Genomic DNA, 20,381 nt, shown 5'->3' on the forward strand with positions numbered 1-20,381 from the left:
GCGGCGCCGGGCGGCGGGCGGACCACAGCGCGGCCAGCCCCGCCAGCGCCGCCAGCGTGAACCGGCCGGCCGGCCGCAGCGCGGGCAGCAGCCGGAAGAACGCGGCCTCGCCCTGCCGCAGCCACCAGGCGCAGGCCAGCGCGGCCAGCAGGTGGGCGGCCGTCATCGGCCAGTGCGTCCCGTGCTGCGGGGCGGCGGCGAGGAACTGCCCGGGGTCGAGCCCGGCCGCCCGCAGCAGATCCGGGACCTGCTCGGGCGCGACGGCCGGGGTGAGGGCCGGGTGGTGGAGGCCGGCCGGGCACAGCAGCCGGTCCAGCAGCAACCTTGCCGGGTCCGCGGCCCCGGGTCCGCCGGGCGGCAGTGCCCACGCGGCGAACCACAGGTGCAGCGCGAGCTGCGAGCCCAGGACCCCGGAGGTGACGGCCAGCGGCCCGCGCTCCCGCCAGTTCGGCACCAGGGCCGCCCCGGCGACCAGCAGACCGCCGGTCAGCAGCGCCCCCACCGGGACCGGTCCCCCGCCTCCCGCCGAGGCATGGCCGAAGGCCCCAAGAGTCGTACAGACCCCGGAGAACAGGAAGGCGCGCAACAGGCGCAGCCGCGTCGACGGGAACATGGCGACCTCATCATGACACGCCCTCACGGCCCGGCCCGGCGGCGCCCCGAACGCGCGAGAAGGGCACGACAGGGGTGCACCGACGGCGGCGTGCCAGGATGGCGCGCATGCCTCCCGACTTCCCCGCCGCCGAGGTGCTCCGTCTGGTCGGAGCCGTCGGGCCGTACTTCCAGGTCGCCGCCTGCGCCCCGGGCGGCGGGCCGCCCGAGGGCTTCCGGCCGCTGCGCGAACTCCACCGCGCCGGAACGGACACCGACCTCGCGCGGCGGATCGGCGCGGCCGCGGACCTGTTGGGCACCTCGGAGGCCCGGGTGGCGGCCTCGGTGGTGCACCTCGGGCTGGCGGCCCGGGTGTGGTCGGTGGCGCTCGGCGTGGCGGCCTTCGGCGGCACCGCCGACCTGCACCCCGACCGCGCGCACTACCGGCTGCCGCCCGGCGGCCCGCTCGACCTCTGGCTCCCGCTCCCGGGCGCCTCGGCCGTCACCGGCGACCCGGTCGAGGCACTGCACACCTCGGTGGTGACGGGCGTGCTGGCACCGCTCGGCGAGGCCGTGCGGTCGGTGGCGCCGGTGGCCGGACGCCTGCTGTGGGGCAACACCGCCTCGGCGCTGTACGGTTCGCTGAAGGTCCTCGACAGTCATCTGAGCAACCATCAGGTGGCCCTCCACGCCAGGCGGTTGGCGGCCGGCCTGCTCGAGCGGGAACCGCTCGCCGGTACGGCGGAGGTGGGCCCGCTCGGCCCGCCGCCGTTCCGCCGCACCACCTGCTGCCTCTACTACCGGGTGCCGGGCGGCGGCCTCTGCGGCGACTGCGTCCTCGACGCCCCGCCCACCCGCCGCCGCCCCCGCTGAGGCCCGGCTCCCCCGCGCCGCCGGAGTACCGCTAGCCTTGCCGCGCCCGCGCCCTGGCACCCGCCCACCGGGCGATCCGGCAGGTCCGGACGGTGGCGCGGGCACCGAACGAGCGAGGGAGGCCCGATGCGGGCACGGAACACGAGTACCAGGGGCCGCCGGCTCCTGGCCGCCTACGCCCTGCTGGTGGCCGTACTCGCCGTCTGGGCCGGCGTGGAGCCGTGGGGCCCCGACCCGCTCGACACCTCGCACGCCCTGCCCACGATCGGACTCGCCGTGGTGGCGTTCCCGGCCGTGGTGCCGCTGATCGTCTCCGGCGTCGGCGCCGTCACCGACGGGGGCACCTTCCTCGCCCTGGTCACCGTGCTGGCCTGGGCCGAGGCCGCCGCCGTGTACCGCCTCGCCTCCGTCCTCCGGTCCCGCCGGGCCGATCCGGGCCGCACGGGCGCGGACCTCCGCCCCGGCCGCTGAGCCGATCCGGCGTCACCACCGCGCCACGGGCGCGCCGACCGTCCTGCGGCGCCCGGGTTTCGGACCACGGCCGCCCTACCCTGGTCCGCACCGGGAGGAACCGGGACGCACCGGAACGCACGACGTCAGGAGACCGCGAGATGGCCGATCCGCTCTGGAAGAAGGACCCGGAGAAGCACGACTTCCCGGCGGCCGTCGACTACCTGGAGCTGCTGATGTCGCCGCACCACGCCAAGGCCGCGGCCGAGCGGCTGAAGGAGGCGCCGACCGTGCAGAAGAAGGCCAAGGACATCCTGCGGGCCTCCGAACTGCCGCTGCTCCCCGAGGACAACGTGCACGTAGCGGACAACATCGGCAAGGTCAGGGCGGGCCACAAGCTGTCCCCGGTCCTGCTGCTGCGCGGGCAGCCGCTGGTGATCGCGGACGGCTACCACCGGGTCTGCGCGGTCTACTACCTGAGCGAGGACCTGGAGATCCCCTGCCGCGTCGGCTGAACCCGGCCGCCGGCGCCCAACACCGGCTCCAGCGCCCCGGCCAGCCGCCGCACCCACTCCTCGGCGGAGCCCCGCACCCACGGGTGCTCCCGCGCGAACGCCGCCCGGTCCACCCGTCGGCAGACCTCCCGCACGTCGAACCCGTCCCCGTCGCCCGCGCCGCAGGTCCCCGAGCGGCGCAGCACCGTGCGCACCAGCCGGGCCGTCAACCTGGTCGCCGGGTGCTCGGCCAGCAGGACGGCGTCGTACAGGTCCTTGCCGCGCGGCGTCCCCTCCCCCGCGGCGTCGCCGTGCAGCCAGCAGAGCTTCCAGGCCAGTGACAGCTCGCGGCTCGCCGTGCGGACCGCCGTGGGACGGCCGCCGTCGGCGCGCGGGATCGCGGTCAGCACCGGGGCCTGCGGCAGCCACTCGTCCCGGGCGAAGTCCAGCCGGACCTCGCCCGGCGGCAGCCCGTCGGCCCGCCAGGGCACCACCAGCCGCACCCCGGGTGTGTCGTACCTGCGGTACGTCCAACCGCCGTCCACCCGCAGGCCGTCCGGGTCGAGGACGAGACCGGGCGCGACCTGCGGCGCGGCCCGTACCAGGGCGGTCAGCGCCGCGGCCGGGTCGAAGAGGTCGCCGAAGTCGGGGTGGTCCTCGTCCTCCGCCAGCCAGTGCAGCCCCTCCGGCGGGAAGGCCGCGTGCAGGCCCGCCGTCCCGAACTCCTCCGTGCGCCAGATCTCGTAGCGGGCCGCGCCGTCGAAGGCCTCCGGCCACTGCTGGACGGCTTCGGGACCGGCCAGGTACGGATGCGGGTCCTGGAGGTCGACCGGGAAACCGGCCGGACTCGGCACGATCCAGTCGAGGTCGGCGGGCTCACGGGCCAGGCCGGGCGCCCAGGCGGTCAGGCACATGCTGCCGCGCAGGACCAGCCCCTGCTCCCAGGCGAGGTCCGCCATCAGCGCGAGCACATGGTCCAGCACCGCCCGGTGCGCACCGGCCGGCCCGGCACCACGCCACCCGTCTCCCGTCCCCGCCACCGCACCCTCCTTCTCCCGCCCGGCCGCGGCCGACGCTACCGGCGGCCACCGACAGGCCCACGGCGGCCCCGCCCCTCCACCGCCGCCCCTCGACCCGGCCGCATACGACCGGCGCCCGAGCCGTGCGGGCCCCGGGCCCGCGGCCTTCTCCCCCGTCAAGGGCTGTCCGCGGGAACCCCTACGATGACGGCCATGACTACAGGGGAGCCCGCAGCCCAGCTCATCGACGGCCGCTTCGAGTTGCTGCAACGACTCGGCGGCGGCGGCATGGGCCTGGTGTGGCGTGCGCGGGACACCCTCCTGCAGCGCGAGGTGGCACTCAAGGAGGTCCGCCCGCCGGACCCGGCGATGCTGGCGGCCGACCCGGCGGCGGCGTACGAGCTGCGCGAGCGGGTGCTGCGCGAGGCGCAGGCCCTGGCGCGGCTCCAGCACCCCCATGTGGTGATCATCTACCACATCGTCGACACCGCCGAACTCCCCCACCCCTGGCTGGTGATGGAGCTGGTCAGCGGCGGTTCGCTGCAGGACCGGCTGGCCCAGGGGCCGCTGTCGGCGCCGGAGGCGGCCAGGATCGGCCGCGGTGTGCTGTCCGCCCTGCGGGCCGCCCACGCGGCGGGCATCCAGCACCGCGACGTGAAGCCCGGGAACGTGCTGCTGCGCACCGACGGCACCCCGGTGCTGACGGACTTCGGCATCGCCGCGCTGAGCGAGTCGACCAGCCTCACCGCCACCGGCTCGCTGATCGGCTCGCCGGAGTTCATCGCCCCGGAGCGGATCCGCGGCCAGGAGGGCAACCCGTCCTCCGACCTGTGGTCGCTCGGCATGATGCTGTACGTCGCGGTGGAGGGCCACCATCCGCTGCGCCGCTCGACCAGCCTGGCCACCCTGGCCGCGGTGCTGGACGAGCCGCTGCCGCCGCCGGTGCGCTCCGGCCCGCTCGGGCCGACGCTGGCGGCGCTGCTCGCCCGCGATCCCGCGGCCCGCCCGGACGCCGAGCAGCTGGACCGGCTGCTTGCCGCCGCCGAGCAGGGCATCGACGGCACCGCGGGCGGCCAGTCGGTGTTCGCCCCGACCCAGCTCAACGGCACGGCCCCGTACCAGCCGACCCAGCTGAACGGCACCACCCCCTACCCGACCGGCCCGACCGGCCCGATGACCGGCCACCCGGCCGCCGGGTACGGCAGCGGCAGCCACCCCACCGGCGGGTTCGGCCCGGCCGGGTACGGCACCGGGCCCACCCAGGCACCGTGGGCGCAGCCCGGTCCGGCGTCGAAGGGCCGCCGCAACGCGCTGATCGTCGCCGCCGTGGCGGGCGTCGCGCTGGTCGGCCTGCTCGGCTGGAGCCTGAACACCGGCCTGCTCGGCCCCGGCCACTCCGGCACCTCGGGCGACACCACCGGCTCGGGCACCCACCCGTCCGTCACCACGAGCACGGGGGCGCCCGCCACAGCCTCCGGTACCACCGGCGCGCCGAAGGCGGCGTCTCCGGCGGCCGCCGCCCCGGGCGGCAAGAGCCTGCTCACCCCGGACGGCGCGCGGGCCGTCACGGAGGCGATCCGCGCCCAGCTCGGCACCACCAAGGTCGTCGATCTGACGATCTACGACGACTACGCCTCGGCCGAGGTGGTCAACAAGTCCAACCCGAAGGTGTACGACGACGTCACCTACCGCAACGGCAAGCTCACCTCGGAGCCCGGGAGCAGCATCGGCTCGGATCAGATCGCCGACCTCTCCCAGATCAACTGGGACCAGATCCCGACCGTCTTCAAGACGGCCGAGGCCGATCTCAAGGTGTCCAGCCCCACGATGCGCTACATCAAGGTGGACTACGGCTGGTTCGCGTCGGAGATCACCCTGCGGTACTACCTCCTGGGCGCGTACGAAGCCGTCGGCTACCTGACGGCGGGCGCCCAGGGCAAGGTCATCCACGAGTGGCCGAACGACGCCTGACCGCCCGCCCGGCTCAGCCCGGGATCGGCGGCGGCGGCAGCAGCGTCTCGTGCAGCCAGGCCTCCAGCACCCCGTCCACCGGCCGCCGCGAGGGGTAGCGCCGGACGTGCGCGGTGAATCCGGCGGTGCCGACCACGCCGTGCCGGTTGAGCGTCGTCCAGTCCTTGACCATGCGGAAGAAGGACTCGTCGCCGAGCGCGCAGCGCAGCGCGTGCACGGCGAGTCCGCCGCGCTCGTACAGCCGGTCGTCGAACATCCGGTCCCGGCCGGGGTCGGCCAGCCGCAGGTCCTGCGGCAGGCCGGCGAGCAGGCTGTGCGCGACGGCGGCGTGGTGGGCGGCGGGCCGGCCGCCGGAGCGCTCGGACCAGATCCACTCGGCGTACTTGGCGAAGCCCTCGTTGAGCCAGATGTGCCGCCAGTCGGCGACCGTGACGCTGTTGCCGAACCACTGGTGGGCGAGCTCGTGGGCGATCAGCCGTTCGGAGCCGCGGGCGCCGTCGACGTGGTTGGTGCCGAAGGTGGCCACCCCCTGCGCCTCGACCGGGACGTCCAGCTCCTCGTCCGCGACCACCACGGTGTAGCCGTCGAACGGGTACGGCCCGAACAGTTCCTCGAACAGCCGCATCATCGCGCCCTGCCGCCCGAAGTCGTGGGTGGCCTGCGGCACCAGCCGGGCCGGTGCGTGGGCCTGCTGCGGCACCTCGCCGGTGTCCGGGCCGCCGAGCCGCAGCAGCTCGTACTGGCCGATCGAGACGCAGACCAGGTAGCTGGAGGTGGGGGCGGCCTGCTCGTAGACCCAGGTGGTGGTGGAGCCCCGGGTGGTGCGGGTCAGCAGCCGGCCGCCGACCAGCACGGAGTACGGCGAGGGCGTGGTGATCGCTATCTGGTACGAGGCCTTGTCGGCGGGCCGGTCGTTGCACGGGTACCAGGACGGTGCGCCGATCGGCTGGCTGGCCACCAGCGCGCCGTCGGTGAGCTCCTCCCAGCCGACGCCGCCCCAGGGGCTGCGGACCGGCTTGGGGTTGCCGCTGTAGTGCACCTCGACGGTGAACGCGGCGCCGGCCGCGAGCGCCTTCGCGGGCCGGATCCGCAGCTTCCCGCCCCGGTGGGTGTAGTGCGCGGCGCGGCCGTCGACCAGCACCCGGCCGATCCTGAAGTCGTTCAGGTCGAGGGTGAACTCCCGCAGCGGCTCACCGCCGGCCACCGCGGTCAGCCGGGCGGAGCCGCCCAGCCGGTTGGGGCCGGGCTTGTAGTCCAGGGCCAGTTCGTACCGGTGGACCCGGTACCGGGTGTCACCGTGGGTGGGGAAGTACGGGTCGACGCCGAGCTGCGGCGCCTGCTTGGGGCTCAACGGTGCGAACTCTCCCTGCCGTCTTACGGAAAACCGCGCCCGTGGGGTAGGGCGCTACGCCTGCCAGGCCTCGATCGGGTTGCCCAGCCAGCGGGTGTCGGCGGGGACGGACTCCGCGCGCATCACCAGCGAGGCAGGCCCGAGCGTACTGCGGGCCCCGATGGTGCTGCCCGGCAGCACGATTCCGCCGGGGCCGAGCGTGGCGCCCTCGCGGAGGACCACAGTATCCATCCGCATGATCCGGTCGTGGAAGAGGTGGGTCTGCAGGACGCAGCCGCGGTTGATGCTGACCCCGTCACCGAGGGTGACCAGGTCGGCCTCCGGCAGCCAGTAGCTCTCGCACCACACGCCGCGGCCGATCCGGGCGCCGAGCCCGCGCAGCCACAGGTTGAGCACGGGGGTGCCGGGCACCGCTCCGATCAGCCACGGCACGGCCAGCACCTCGACGAAGGTGTCGGCCAGCTCGTTGCGCCACACGAAGCCGCTCCACAGCGGGTGCTCCACCGCCCGGAAGCGGCCGACCAGCAGCCACTTGGCGGCGATCGACACCGCGCAGGCGAGCGCGCCCGCGCCGAGCAGCACCACACCGGACAGCGCCGCGGCGAGCAGCGGGGATCCGGCGGTGGCGAGCCAGGCCAGCTCCGCCAGGGTGAGCACCCCGAGGGCGGCCGAGGCCAGCACCGGGACGATCCGGCAGAGCTCGGTCAGGCCGCGGGCCCACAGCAGCCGGGCCGGCGGGTCGTAGGTGCGGCTCTGGTCGCCGGAGTCGGCCGCGCGCGGCAGCCGCATCGGCGGCATGCCCAGGTACGAGCTGCCCTTCTTGGCCTTCTTCGGGGTGGCGGACAGCACGCCCACCAGGCCACGGTCCGGCACGGCCCGGCCGGGCGCGGTCATCCCCGAGTTGCCGAGGAAGGCCCGCTCGCCGATCTCGGCCTCGCCCAGCCGCAGCCAGCCGCCGCCGAGCTCGTACGGGGCGATCAGGGTGTCGTCGGCGAGGAAGGCACCATCGCCGACGGTGGTGAGGCTGGGCAGGGCGAGCACGGTGGAGACCTCGGCCCGGCTGCCGACCTTCATGCCGAGGGCGCGCAGCCAGACCGGGGTGATCAGGCCGGCGTAGAGCGGGAACAGCGTTTCGCGGGCCAGGTCCATCAGCTGGCTGACGGTCCAGGCCTGCCAGCCGATCCGGCCGTGCAGCGGGTGGTAGCCGGGGCGCAGGCCCAGGGAGAGCAGCCGGACGGCGGCGACCAGCAGCACCGCGTAGACCAGGCCGAAGGCCAGCGTGGCGGGAACCACCGCGGCCAGCGCGCCACCGAGTGCGGCGCCGAGGCCGTCCCCGGAGTGGACGAACCGGGCCAGCACGGCGAGGGCGGCGAGCGCGGAGACCACCGGCAGCAGGCTCAGGCCGAGCCCGCTGGCGCCGTACAGCGCGGCCCAGCGGGCCCGGCGCGGCGGGCGCTGCCCGGGGCGGGACCGGTCGGCCTTGCCGAGCTTGACGGCGGGCGCACCGGCCCAGCGCTGGCCGGTCGGGATCTGGCCGGTGACGCCGGAGCCGGGGGCGACCTGGGCGCGCTTGCCGACCCGGGAGCCCGGGAAGAGCACGCTGCGGGTGCCGACCACGGCGCCGGAGCCGACCCGGATCTGGCCGATCTCCAGCCGGTCGCCGTCCAGCCAGTAGCCGGACAGGTCGACCTCGGCCTCTACGGCGCAGCCCTTGCCGAGCCGCAGCAGGCCGGTGACCGGCGGCAGCGAGTGCAGGTCGACGTCGGGGGCGATCCGGGCGCCGAGCGCGCGGCCGTAGCGCACCAGCCAGGAGCCGGACAGCTCGGTCGCGCCGCTGAGCTCGGCGAGCCGCTCCGCGGTCCACAGCCGCAGGTGGACCGGGCCGCCGCGCGGGTGGCTGCCCGGTTCGACGCCGCGCAGCAGCAGCCGGGCGCCGCCGGCCGCGACGGCCACCTTGCCGGGCGGGCTGAACAGCGCCGCCACCATCGGCAGCACCACCCACCAGGAGGCGGTCGGCGCCCACGGGTAGGCACCGAACCAGGCCAGTGCGTTGCCGAGGGCCAGCAGGAGGGTGGTCCAGCGCAGGCCGACCAGGGTGAACAGCGGCAGCAGCAGGAGCAGCTGGACGATCCCGGCCCGGGCGGGGACCGGTTCGACGGTCCGGGCGGCGCCGTCGCCCTGCGCGGAGCGCTCCAGGTGGCGGGCCAGCTTGCGCAGGACCGGCTGCTGGTAGATGTCGAACACCGCGGCCGACGGGTAGCGGGTGCGCAGCAGGGTGGTGAGCCGGGCGGCGGCGAGGCTTCCGCCGCCGATGGCGAAGAAGTCGTCCTGGGCGCTGCCGACCGGGACGCCGAGGATCTCGGTCCACTGCTCGGCGAGCCAGGCCTCGGTGCCGTACAGCTGCTCGGCGGGGCCGGCGCCCTCCAGTTCGGGCAGCGGCCAGGGCAGCGCCGCCCGGTCGACCTTGCCGGAGGTGCGGGTGGGCAGCGACTCGACGGGCGCGAGCAGCGGGACCAGGGCAGCGGGCAGCTCGGCGCGCAGCCGTTCGACGGCCGCGGCGTGGTCCCAGCCGTCCTGGGTGACCAGGTAGCCGACCAGCAGCTGGTTTCCGCCGCGGGCGGTGCGGACGGCCGCGGCGGCGCCCTGCACCCCGGGCAGTGCCTGGAGGGCGGCGTCGACCTCGCCGAGTTCGATCCGGCGGCCGCCGAGCTTGATCTGTTCGTCGGCGCGGCCGAGGAAGAGCAGGCCCTCGGGCTCGGCCTTGACCAGGTCGCCGCTGCGGTACGCGCGCTCCCAGTCCATGGACTTCAGCGGGGCGTACTTCTCGGCGTCCTTCTCGGGGTCGAGGTAGCGGGCGAGGCCGATGCCGCCGATCACCAGCTGCCCGCTGCCGCCCATCGGTACCGGGTCGCCGGCCTCGTCGACCACGGCGAGCTGCCAGCCGTCCAGCGGCAGGCCGATCCGGACCGGGCCGTCGCCGGTGAGCAGGGAGCCGCAGGCGACCACGGTGGCCTCGGTGGGGCCGTAGGTGTTCCACACCTCGCGGCCCTCGGTGACCAGGCGCTGCACCAGCTCGGGCGGGCAGGCCTCGCCGCCGAAGATCAGCAGCCGCACCTCGTTGAGCGCCTCGGCAGGCCACAGCGCGGCCAGCGTGGGCACGGTGGAGACCACGGTGATCTCCTGGTCGGCGAGCCAGGGGCCGAGGTCGGCGCCGCTGCGCACCTGGGAGCGCGGGACGGGTACCAGGCAGGCGCCGTAGCGCCAGGCCAGCCACATCTCCTCGCAGGAGGCGTCGAAGGCGACGGACAGGCCGGCCATCACCCGGTCGCCGGGGCCGATCGGCTCCTCCTGGAGGAAGAGCGCGGCCTCGGCGTCGACGAAGGCGGCGGCGTTGCGGTGGGTGACGGCGACGCCCTTGGGCTTGCCGGTGGAGCCGGAGGTGAAGATGATCCAGGCGTCGTCCTGCGGGGTCGGCCGGCCCGCCGGGCGGGCGGGCCGGGTTCCGCCGGTCACGGTCAGTGCCCGGTCGGCGCCGAGGACGGCGGCCACCTCGGCCTCGCCGAAGACCAGCTCGGCGCGCTCGTCCGGGTCCTCGGCGTCCACCGGGACGTAGGCGGCGCCCGCCGCCAGGACGGCCAGGATGCAGACGTAGAGGTCGTTGGTGCCGGAGGGGACGCGGATGCCGACCCGGTCGCCGGTGCCGATCCCGGCGGCGGCCAGCCGGCGGCGCTGGGTCTCGACCTCGGCGGCCAGGGCGGCGTAGCTGAGGGTGGTGCGGCCGTCGTCGAGGGCGGGTTCCTGGGGGTGGGCCTGCACGGTGGCGTCCAGCAGCTCGACCAGGGTGCGGGCCGCGGGCGCGGGGCGCCCCGGGTACACCGCGAGCGGGGCGGCGGGCCGCTCCGTGTCGGGTGCCTGTTCCTGCAGTGTGCCGGTCGGCGTGGTCACAGTCGTGCGCTCCTCGTCCTCGTCCCCGTCCACTCGCTTCGGGCCGAAAGCGGACAACCCGTCGATGGTAGCCCTGCGGCGGCCCGAACGGGCTGACCGCCGCTCATCCCAACTGGCCCTGATCCGCGCTCCACTGACACTCCGTCAGCTATCAGGCATACTGTCTGACAATGGATATGACGGACCGTCAGTCGATCTGACGATCCATCAGCCAGTTGCGGCCGATGTGAGCCACGCCACACAATGGGTGTGGCCCGCGTCACGCGGCGTGGCGGCCTAGGCCACGATCCCCAGCTCGTGCGGGGTGTTGTTGAGGCGCCGGCCGCCGGTGGCGGTGACGGTGACGATGTCCTCGATCCGGACACCGAACCGCCCGGGCAGGTAGATCCCGGGCTCGATCGAGAAGCACATGCCCGGCACCAGCGGCTGGGTCTCGCCCTCCACCATGTACGGCGGTTCGTGCGTGGTCAAACCGATGCCGTGTCCGGTGCGGTGGATGAAGTACTCCCCGTAACCGGCCTCGGTGATCACCCGGCGGGCCACCCGGTCGATCTCCTGGCACTCCACGCCCTGCCGCACCGCCTCGAACGCCTTCTGCTGCGCCACCCGGACCACCTCGTGCACCTCGCGCACCTCGGCCGGGACGTCCGGGCCGACGTGCACGGTCCTGGTGGTGTCCGAGCCGTAGCCGTCCCGCAGTCCGCCGAAGTCCAGCACCACGGTGTCGCCCTCCGTGATGACCCGCTCGCCCGCCTCGTGGTGCGGGTTGGCACCGTTCGGCCCGGAGCCGACCACCGTGAAGTCGACCCGGCTGTGGCCGTACTCCAGCAGCAGCTCGGCCAGGTCGGCGGCGACCTCGGTCTCCCGGCGGCCCGCGAAGCGCACCTCCAGGATCGAGCGGTACGCCGCGTCCGCCGCTCCCCCGGCGCCACCGAGCCGCTCCAGCTCGTCGGCGTCCTTGACCGCCCGCAGCATCGGCACGGCCCGGGTGAGCGAGCGGTACCCGCTGTCCGGCAGCGCCTCCTGCAGGCCCAGCAGGTGCATCGCCCAGGCGGCGTCGGAGATCCCGTAGCTGCCGTGCGGGTCCAGCAGCGGGGCGAGCACCGGGTACGGGTCGGCGCCGTCGGCCCAGTCCAGCAGGCGCAGCGAGGACGCGCCGGGGCAGGCCTCCGCGTCCGGCCGCTCCAGCCTGGGCACCAGCAGGACCGGCTCGCGGCCGGCCGACAGCAGCAGCGCGGTCAGCCGCTCGGTGATCGCGACGGGCTGGTAGCCGGTGAGGTACAGCAGGTCCGGGCCGGGCGTGACGACCAGACCCGCCAGGCCCGCGGCCGCGGCCGCCTCGGCCGCGCGGCCCGTCCGGGCGGCGAAGTCCCGCGCGGTGAAGGGCCGCGCGGCGGTCAGGTTCGGCATCGCTTCCCTGCTCTCTGCCGGCCGGCTCAGCGCCGGGCGGCGGTCTCGGCGTAGTGGCGCAGGAACAGCGCCTCGACGTGGGCCATGTGCTCGATCTCGGCCGGATCGACGCTCTCGTTCGGCGCGTGGATCAGGCAGCGCGGCTCCTCCACGCCCATCAGGATGATCTCCGCCTCCGGGTAGGCCCCGGCGAGCACGTTGCACAGCGGGATCGAGCCGCCCTGCCCGAGGAAGGAGATCTCCCTGCCGTACACCTCCCGCATCGCCCGGTCGAGCGCGGCGTACGCGCGGCCGTCGGTGGCGGCCCGGAACGGTGCGCCGGTGCCCTCCGGCTCGACCTCGACCCTGGCGCCCCAGGGTGCGGCCGCCTTCAGGTGCGCGGTGAGCGCGTCCAGTGCCGTGCGCGGGTCGGTGCCCGGCGGGACCCGCAGGCTCACCCGGGCCCGGGCGGCGGCCGGGACGGCGGCCGCCGAGCCGACCACCGGCGGGCAGTCGATGCCGAGCACGGTGACCGCGGGTCTGGCCCACAGCCGGTCGGCGACGCTGCCCGTGCCGGTCAGCGCGACACCGTCCAGCACCCCGGCGTCGGTGCGGAACTGCTGCTCGTCGTAGCCGGCCCCGGCCCACTGCCCGTCGGCGTCCAGGCCCGTGATCCGGGTGCCGCCGTCGGCGTCCCGCAGCGAGTCCAGGATCCGGATCAGCGCGGCGAGGGCGTCCGGCGCGGGCCCCCCGAACATTCCGGAGTGCACGTCGCCCGCCAGCGTGGAGACGCCGACCACGAGGTTGGCCAGTCCCCGCAGGGTGGTGGTGGCGGTGGGCACGCCGACGGCGGCGTTGCCGGTGTCGCAGACCAGCAGCGCGTCCGCGTGCAGCTCGTCCACGTGCGCCCGGACGTAGTCCTCCAGGCCGCCGGTGCCCTGCTCCTCGGAGCCCTCGGCGACGAACTTCAGCCCGACCGGGACGTCGTCGCCGAGTGCCCGCAGCGCGGTGAGGTGCATGACGACGTTGCCCTTGCAGTCGGCGCTGCCGCGGCCGTACCAGCGGCCGTCGCGCTCGGTCAGTTCGAACGGCGGCGAGGTCCAGGCCACGTCGTCCAGCGGCGGCTGCACGTCGTAGTGGCAGTAGAGCAGCACGGTCGGGGCGCCCTTCGGCGGCGGGCGGTGGCCGAGCACCGCGTGGCTGCCGTCCGGGGTCTCGGCGAGGTGGACGTCGCGCAGCCCCGCCTCGGTGAACGCGGCCACCAGCCACTCGGCGGCCTCCCGGCACTTCTGCGGCGGGTACTGGCGCGGGTCGGCGACGGACGGGATGGCGACCAGCTCGGCCAGGTCGGCCTTGGCGCGGGGCATCAGAGCGGCGATCCGGCGGGCGAGACCGTCGTCGGTGGGGTCCTGGGGCATGGCGGGCTCCTGGGGTCTCAGTTCTTGACGGTGTCCGAGGTCTTGATCTCCTCCAGCTTGTCCTGGTACTTGACCAGTTCGTCGGGGCAGTAGACCCCCAGGATCAGGGCCTCCACCTCGATGGCGCGGCGGTCGCCGATCACCGGCCGCTGACCCGGGCCGGCCGCGCCGTTGGAGATGTTCTGCAGCCAGAGCGCGTTCTTCAGGACGCTGCCCGGGGAGGCGCAGACCGCGCCGCCGCTGGTGCCCAGGGTGGAGACGATCTGGTCCTGGTCGGGCACCCGGTAGCCGGCCGCCTCGAGCTGCCCGGACAGCTCCTGGGCCTTCTTGTTGGCCTGGATGTTGTGGTGCTGCTGGGTGTAGACCAGGATCCCGGTGATCAGCATCCCGACCAGCACCACGATCGCGCCGACGTAGATCCAGCGGTGCTCGGAGGCGAACCTGGTCGGGCTCACGCCGCGCCGCCGGCGGCCGGGTCCGCGGCGTCCACCGTCCGCCAGCTCGGCTTGCGGAACCTCAGGCAGCAGAACGGGATGATCACCCCGAGCACCAGCAGGCCGCCGGCCACGATCAGCACGTACGCCCAGACGCTGCCGCCGCCGAACTGCGAGGACGGCACGAAGCCGATCACCATCGCCGCCGCCGAGGCCACCAGGCCGGTCACGCACAGGGTCACCAGCAGGGGCGCCCGGTAGCCGCGCGGGTGTTCGGGCTGCAGGCGGCGCAGCCGGATCGCTGCCACGAACATCAGCAGGTAGACGATCAGGTACACCTGGGTGGTGATCACCGAGAAGATCCAGTAGGCGCTGGAGACGTTCGGGATGAAGGCGTACATCAGGGCGATCGCGGTCGTCACCACACCCTGGGTGACCAGGATGTTCTGCTGGACGCCGTGGCTGTTGAGGCGCTGCAGGAACGGCGGCAGGTAGCCCTCCTGCCGGGAGATCAGCAGCAGGCCCTTGGACGGGCCGGCCAGCCAGGTGAGCATGCCGCCGAGCGAGGCGGCCACCAGGCCCACCGCGATCACCGGGGTCAGCCAGCCGACGTCGAAGTACTGGAAGAAGGCGTCGAAGGCCTGCATCACCCCGGCGGTCAGGCTGAGCTGGTCGGCCGGGACCACCCAGCTGATCGCCAGGGCCGGCAGGATGAAGATCAGCAGGACCAGCCCCATCGCCAGGAACATCGACTTGGGGAACTCCCGCGGCGGGTCCTTCAGCGAGGAGACGTGCACGGCGTTCATCTCCATGCCCGAGTAGCTGAGGAAGTTGTTGACGATCAGCACCAGGCTGGCCAGGCCGGTCCAGGCGGGCAGGATGTGCGAGGCGTTCATCGGCGCCGCGGAGGCGTTGCCCTGGCCGAGGAAGACCCCGCCGAGCACCACCAGCAGGGCGCCGGGGATCAGCGTGCCGATCACCAGGCCCCAGGAGGCCAGCCCCGCCACCGCGCCGGTGCCGCGTGCGGAGACCCAGACCCCGGTCCAGTACAGGACGATGATCACGATGGCGGTGTAGAGCCCGCTGCTGGCCAGCGCCGGGTTCACCACGTACGCGATGGTGGAGGCCACGTAGGCGAGCAGGCTCGGGTAGTAGAAGATCGTCATCGCGAACTGGCACCACACCGCGAGGAAGCCGAGCGGTTTGGACAGCCCCTGGGAGACCCAGTTGTAGACGCCGCCGTCCCAGCCGGAGGCCAGCTCGGCCGAGACCAGCGCGGTCGGCAGCAGGAAGACGATCGCCGGGACGATGTAGAGGAACACGCAGGCCAGGCCGTAGACCGCCATGGTCGGCGCGGCCCGCAGGCTGGCGACCGAACTGGTCGTCATCAGCGCCAGGGTCAGCCAGCTGAGCCGCGGGGCGGACACCGCCCGGGCCGCGCGGGTTCGGACCTCCGCGGCCGGGCCGCCCCTGCCGTCCGCCGGCAGATCCATCGAACTCATGCACGCTCCTCCGGGCCGCCGATCAGCAAGGGTCGTGACCCACGCCATCACGGCGGCGGCCGGCCCGCGCCCACGCCGGGCCGTCCGGGTGACGCCGCCCGGTCAGCGGTCGCGGCGGCGCCAGTGCCGGATGCCCTGCCAGGTCGCCACCCCCACCGACACCGCGATCACGGCGAGCGCCGCGGCGGCCGGCCTGCTGCCGATCAGCTTCACATCGGCGGCGATCACCGCCAGCAGGGCGAGCAGCGGCACCGCGGTCGCGATCACCGTCCGGCCCACCACCAGCACCGCCGACGGCTTCCACCGCCGGGCGCCCTCCTCGGCGCGGGCCTCCGCCGCCTCCAGCTCGGCCGCGGTCGCCCCGTAGTAGGCCGCCGCCCGCGCCCCGAGGGCTCCGGTGGCGCGGTAGTAGGCGAAACCCATGGCCGGGATCCACACCAGCGGGAAGAAGATGCCGACCGTGATCAGGCCGGCCGCCGCGGCCCAGCCGAGCACCTGCCTGAGGCGGCTCGGCTTCTCGTCCGCCGGTCCGATCACGCCCAGCAGGTACGCCATCCGCTTCACCATCGCCAGCCGGGTGCCGCGCGGCAGACGGCCCTCCGGGGCGTGGCCCGGCAGCTTCTCGATCGCGGTCAGCGCCTCGTCGGCCTTCTCCACGTCGGGGTAGACCCCCTGGAGGACCAGCACCTCCAGGGCCCGGTCCCGGACCGTCGGGTCCCGCCCGTCCAGCGCCGCCAGCGCCAGCGTCATCCGGATCTGCGCGAGCAGCGCCGCGCAGAACGCCACCGGGACCAGCACCATGAACGGGCCGCCGATCGCGCCGCCCTCGACCACCGTCAGCCGCACCCCGCGGTCGATCACCCGCCGGCGCAGCGACCCGGCGGGCCCGTCCGGCAGCGCCTCGTGCGCCCGGTCGACGGCCGCCTGCGCCTTGGCGCCCTCCATCTTGACCGCGAGCAGCGCGAGCCGTTCCGGCAGGTGCTGCGGATCGGCCAGCCCGGCCTGGAGCAGCTTGCGCGCCGACTCCGTCGACACCTCGCCCGTGTTCTCCGGCTTGCTCACCCCAGGAAGGCTAGGGCGTCGGCGCCCGGTGCGCCGCTCAGGCGCGCGGCGCCGCCGGTCGGGCTCCGCCGGGCGGCAGCAGCGAGCCCAGCATGATCTTCTCGGTCGCCCGCAGGTAGCGGGTGGCGGCGGCCTCGGCCTCGTCCGGCAGGCCGTCGGCCACCGCCCGGACCACGGGGGCGAGCCTGGCGGCGGCCTCGGCCGGGTCCTCGAACGGCGCGCGCAGCGCGGCGCGGACCGGGAGGTAGGCGTTGAAGAGGGTGTTGGTGAGCAGCAGGTACACCCGGTTGCCGGTGGCCCGGGCCAGTTCGCGGTGGACCTCGACGTCGGCGAGCTGGGCGGCGTCCCCGTCCGGGGCCTGGGCGACCGCCTCCAGCAGTTCCGCCAGCCGGCGGGCCTGGCGGACCGTGCGGCGGCCGGCGGCGCGGCGGGCGATCAGGGCGCCGATGTGGCCGCGGACCTCGAAGACCTCGGCCAGCCAGCCGTTGTCGCGGGCGGCGAGCATCGGCAGCAGGTCGGCGCCGCCGACCCGCAGGAAGTCCCGGACCCGGGTGCCGATGCCGTGCCGGGTGCTGAGCAGGCCGGCCTGCTCCAGCCGGGAGAGCGCGTGCTTGAGGGTGGTGCGGGTGACGCCGTAGCCGGCGGCCAGCTCGCGTTCGGGGGGCAGCAGTTCGCCGGGGCCGTGGGTGCCGTCCAGGATGTCCTCGCGCAGCCGGTGCTCCAGGACGTCGACGACGGACTGACGGGCGATGATCTCGACTGGCACGGACGGTCTCCTCGGCTGCGCGGGTGTGGCAGTGGCTCAGCCACCCGTGACCGGAGTCAAACGGGTGGCCGGGCCGTCGTCAAGCCCGGCGGGCCGGGTCCGGCCCGGCCCGCCGGTGGGTCAGAACTGCTGGACGAAGTACGGCGAGACGCTCATCCAGCCGTTGGCGGCCGCGCCGTTCAGCCGGCCGGAGCTGTTCTTGGCGAGGGTGTACCAGGAGTCGACGTAGTCCGGGTCGTCGGTCCACCAGGAGCTGGGGATGGCCGCCAGCACCGCGTTGACCAGCGGGATGTAGGTGCCCTGGTCGGCGATGGTGAGCAGGACGGCCGCGATGGCCTGGGCCAGCGCCAGGTAGTTGGTGTCGCCGTCGTCCTCCATCAGGACGACGTCGGCCAGGTTGTACTTGTAGTTCGACCAGTTCACCAGGATCTGGTTCGGGTAGTAGACCGTGCCGTCGTAGTCGAGGTACGGCATGGTGACGGAGTCGACCCGCGGGGTGCCGTCCTGGCCGAAGCCGGTGACCAGGGCGAACATCTCGGCACCGCCCTTGAACCAGGGCTCCTCGTCGTCCGAGACCTCGATCGCGTCGACCTTGGTGGCCCACCAGCCGGCCGCGGCCTGCGCGGCCTGCCCGCCCTGGGCCTTCGGGGCGGCGGGGGCCGCCGCCGGGCTGCCGAGGCCCTTGCGGGCGAGTTCGGTGCTGAGCACCTTCAGGCCCGCCGTCATCGTCTTCGCGGAGTCGATGTCGACCAGGTAGACCGGCTGGGCGGGGAGCGCGGCGGTGTCCAGGCTGTGCGCGCGGCCGGTCCGGTCGTACGCGGTGACGCTCTTGGCGTGGTCGTCGCCGACGGCCGCGGCCACCAGCGGCTCCGCGCCGGCCTCCAGGGCGGCGCGCATCGACGGGTCGGCCAGCTGGACCCGCAGCAGCGGGCCGAGGTCGGCACCGAGTCCCTTGGCCGCGGCGATCCGCCGGTCGGCCGCCGTGACGGTGGCGGCGAGCTGCCGGGCGGCGGGGGCGGTGGCACCGGCCGCGAGCGGGCCGAGGTCCGCCGCTCCGGCGCCGGTGCCGGTACGGACCCGGGTGCGCCAGCCGGCGTCGGCCAGCGAGAGGGCGAGGGTGCGGGCCACCTGCTGCTCGACCTCGGTGACCTGGGCGGATCTGACCGAACCGGCGGGCGCCTGGGCCGCGGTGGGGGTGGCCGGGGCGGCGGCCGCCTGGCCGGCGGCGAGGGTGAGCAGGGAGAACACGGCGACCGCTAAGGTGCCGCGGCGAGCACGGGAGAAGGACATGGGGCATCTCCTGGTTCGGCTGGGTGGTCGGGGAGCGCCACCACCTGGGGGCGGCGCCGGGATCAGTGAAGCGCGTACATGACAGATCATCAATAGCCCGCGGTGCAGCCGTTCTCCACGGCGGCCCGGGAGACCGCCAGGGACAGGGCCATGATGGTCAGTTGCGGGTTGACGCCCGGGCAGCCCGGGAGTCCCGAGGCGTCCGCGACGAGGACGCCCCGCACCCCGCGCAGCCGGCCGTGCCGGTCCGCGGGGGAGATCGAGGGATCGGCACCCAGCGCCACGGTGCCGGTCGGGTGGAAGGCGGACAGGTGCAGGTCGCGCGGCGAGCTGCGGTCCAGCAGGGCGTGCAGCTCGGCGGTGGAGCGCACCCGGGGGGTGCGGGCCAGACCGGTCAGCACCTCGTCGGCGCCCGCCGCGAACAGCAGCTCCCCCATCGCGGCCACCGCCCGCAGCAGCGAGCGCCCGTCGGCCGGATCCAGCCGGTAGCGCAGCGCGGTCCGGCGGCTGCCCAGCACCCGGCCGCCCGGGCGGTCGGCGATCATCGCGCCGAGCGTGGCCAGCCGGTCCGCGTCCGCCAGCTCCGCCCGCAACTCCCGGCCGAGGCCGGGCAGGACGAACGAGCCCATCCCGGGCGGCGGCGCCGTCGCCTCGATCAGCACCCCCTCGTCGTGCAGCTCCTCCACGCCCGCGCTCTGCAGCACCGCCGGGCCCGCCGCGACGGGCTCCGCGAAGCGGCCCGCCACGCTGGTCGCCGGGTGGACGGCCAGGTTGCGCCCGGTCCGCGGGTGCCCGCCGAGTCCCGAACGGCGCAGCAGCGCGGGCGACTCCAGCGCCCCCGCGGCCACCACCACGAGCGGCGCGAGCAGTTCGAACGCGCTGCCGTCCGGCCGCCGGACGGCCACCCCGGCGGCGCGCGGCCCGCCGGGCCGGTCCGGGTCGACCAGGATCCGCAGCACCCGGGCCGAGGTGACGATCCGGGCGCCGGCAGCGCAGGCGTCGGGCAGCACGGACAGCTGCACGCTCTGCTTGGCCCCGGCCGGGCACCCCACCACGCACTGGCAGGACCCCTTGCAGCCGGGCGCGTTGCGGCGCAGCGGTCCGGCCCGCCAGCCGAGCTTCTCGGCGCCGCGCAGGGTCAGCAGTCCGTTGCGGCCGAGCACATCGAGCGGCTGGGTCGCCACGCGCAGGGTGCGTTCGATCTCGTCCAGGTCCGCCCCGAAGGCCGTTCGGTCGGCGAGCTCCAGCCCGTAGCGGGAGCGCCAGCGGTCCAGCACCCGGCCGGGGGTCCGGTAGCAGGTACCGGAGTTGACGACGGTGGTGCCGCCGACGGCGCGGCCGGTCGGCAGCAGCACCGGCGGGGCGCCGAGCATCACGGTCGCGCCGCCGTCGCGGTACAGGTCGGCGAAGCGGTCCAGCGGCGCGCGCCGGCCGAACTCGGCGGTGGTGTGGTGGCGTCCCTCTTCCAGCACCACCACCCGCAGCCCGGCCCGGGCCAGCGTCCGGGCCGCGATCGAGCCGCCCGCGCCGGAGCCGATCACCACGGCGTCGGCACTCGCCCGGTCGGGCCACTCGGCGGACGGCACGCAGTCCAGCGGCGGGTCCTCGGGCGCGGACACCGGCGCGGGGAGCGTCCCGCCACGGCGGTGCAGCATCCGCTCGGTGCCGGCGGCCAGCAGCACCGGCACCTTGACCACGTCGAGCAGCGGCTGCAGGGCGGGGCGGGCGCCGAGGGCGGCGAGCAGCGCCTCGCGCCGCGGCTCGGGCAGGCGGTCGAGCCGGGCGCCGGTGCGCAGCAGCGCGTACGCGTCGACGGCCGCGGCCGC

The 20,381-nt window shown here is 75.1% G+C and carries 16 protein-coding genes; 4 read left to right on the top strand and 12 right to left on the bottom strand.

Annotated features, from left to right (window positions below; genetic code table 11):
• A partial coding sequence (locus AA75_RS09595; protein ID WP_149038039.1) for a hypothetical protein occupies window positions 1-613 on the bottom strand: 613 nt, incomplete at its 3' end.
• A 107-nt stretch (window positions 614-720) separates the two neighbouring features.
• Here AA75_RS09595 and AA75_RS09600 point away from each other — a divergent pair.
• The 3 genes from AA75_RS09600 (at window position 721) to AA75_RS09610 (ending at window position 2,429) form a co-directional block, all read left to right on the top strand.
• Window positions 721-1,464, top strand: coding sequence for a (2Fe-2S)-binding protein (locus AA75_RS09600; RefSeq protein ID WP_033819434.1), 744 nt, complete (start codon window positions 721-723; stop codon window positions 1,462-1,464).
• Window positions 1,465-1,590: 126 nt separating this feature from the next.
• A complete protein-coding gene (locus AA75_RS09605) occupies window positions 1,591-1,935 on the top strand; it encodes a hypothetical protein (RefSeq protein ID WP_033819435.1) in 345 nt (114 codons plus the stop codon).
• Window positions 1,936-2,075: 140 nt separating this feature from the next.
• On the top strand, window positions 2,076-2,429 hold the full coding sequence (locus AA75_RS09610; RefSeq protein WP_033819436.1) for a hypothetical protein: 354 nt from the start codon (window positions 2,076-2,078) through the stop codon (window positions 2,427-2,429).
• On the opposite strand, the gene AA75_RS09615 is transcribed toward AA75_RS09610, so the two are convergent.
• Entirely contained in the window at window positions 2,387-3,448 is a 1,062-nt protein-coding gene (locus tag AA75_RS09615; RefSeq protein WP_051812062.1) for a nucleotidyl transferase AbiEii/AbiGii toxin family protein, read from the bottom strand. The two genes, AA75_RS09610 and AA75_RS09615, sit on opposite strands and share 43 nt — an antisense overlap.
• Window positions 3,449-3,640: 192 nt before the next feature.
• Between AA75_RS09615 and AA75_RS09620 the strand changes: the two genes are divergently transcribed.
• Entirely contained in the window at window positions 3,641-5,398 is a 1,758-nt protein-coding gene (locus AA75_RS09620) for a serine/threonine-protein kinase (RefSeq protein ID WP_033819445.1), read from the top strand.
• Window positions 5,399-5,411: 13 nt separating this feature from the next.
• Here AA75_RS09620 and AA75_RS09625 read toward each other — a convergent pair whose 3' ends face one another.
• The 10 genes from AA75_RS09625 to AA75_RS09670 all read right to left on the bottom strand — a co-directional run.
• Complete coding sequence (locus AA75_RS09625) at window positions 5,412-6,749, bottom strand: M1 family metallopeptidase (protein ID WP_033819437.1); 1,338 nt, start codon at window positions 6,747-6,749, stop codon at window positions 5,412-5,414.
• A gap of 54 nt (window positions 6,750-6,803) precedes the next feature.
• Entirely contained in the window at window positions 6,804-10,625 is a 3,822-nt protein-coding gene (locus AA75_RS09630) for a Pls/PosA family non-ribosomal peptide synthetase (protein WP_233288975.1), read from the bottom strand.
• A gap of 345 nt (window positions 10,626-10,970) precedes the next feature.
• Window positions 10,971-12,104 (bottom strand): aminopeptidase P family protein, encoded by a 1,134-nt coding sequence (locus AA75_RS09635; protein ID WP_033819438.1) that lies wholly within the window; start codon window positions 12,102-12,104, stop codon window positions 10,971-10,973.
• Between the two features lie 26 nt (window positions 12,105-12,130).
• Window positions 12,131-13,501, bottom strand: coding sequence for a dipeptidase (locus AA75_RS09640; RefSeq protein ID WP_033819439.1), 1,371 nt, complete (start codon window positions 13,499-13,501; stop codon window positions 12,131-12,133).
• A gap of 17 nt (window positions 13,502-13,518) precedes the next feature.
• Complete coding sequence (locus AA75_RS09645; RefSeq protein WP_033819440.1) at window positions 13,519-13,956, bottom strand: hypothetical protein; 438 nt, start codon at window positions 13,954-13,956, stop codon at window positions 13,519-13,521.
• Window positions 13,953-15,437 (bottom strand): amino acid permease, encoded by a 1,485-nt coding sequence (locus AA75_RS09650; protein ID WP_033819441.1) that lies wholly within the window; start codon window positions 15,435-15,437, stop codon window positions 13,953-13,955. Before AA75_RS09650 ends, AA75_RS09645 begins: the two co-directional genes overlap by 4 nt.
• 102 nt (window positions 15,438-15,539) lie before the next feature.
• Entirely contained in the window at window positions 15,540-16,499 is a 960-nt protein-coding gene (locus AA75_RS09655) for a hypothetical protein (RefSeq protein WP_149038040.1), read from the bottom strand.
• A 37-nt stretch (window positions 16,500-16,536) separates the two neighbouring features.
• Entirely contained in the window at window positions 16,537-17,265 is a 729-nt protein-coding gene (locus AA75_RS09660; protein ID WP_051812064.1) for a FadR/GntR family transcriptional regulator, read from the bottom strand.
• A 120-nt stretch (window positions 17,266-17,385) separates the two neighbouring features.
• Entirely contained in the window at window positions 17,386-18,555 is a 1,170-nt protein-coding gene (locus AA75_RS09665; protein ID WP_033819442.1) for a DUF3103 family protein, read from the bottom strand.
• An 89-nt stretch (window positions 18,556-18,644) separates the two neighbouring features.
• The coding region (locus AA75_RS09670) for a GMC family oxidoreductase (protein WP_033819443.1) at window positions 18,645-20,381 on the bottom strand (1,737 nt) is incomplete at its 5' end.

Source organism: Kitasatospora sp. MBT63 (genome assembly GCF_000710465.2).
Classification (GTDB): domain Bacteria; phylum Actinomycetota; class Actinomycetes; order Streptomycetales; family Streptomycetaceae; genus Kitasatospora.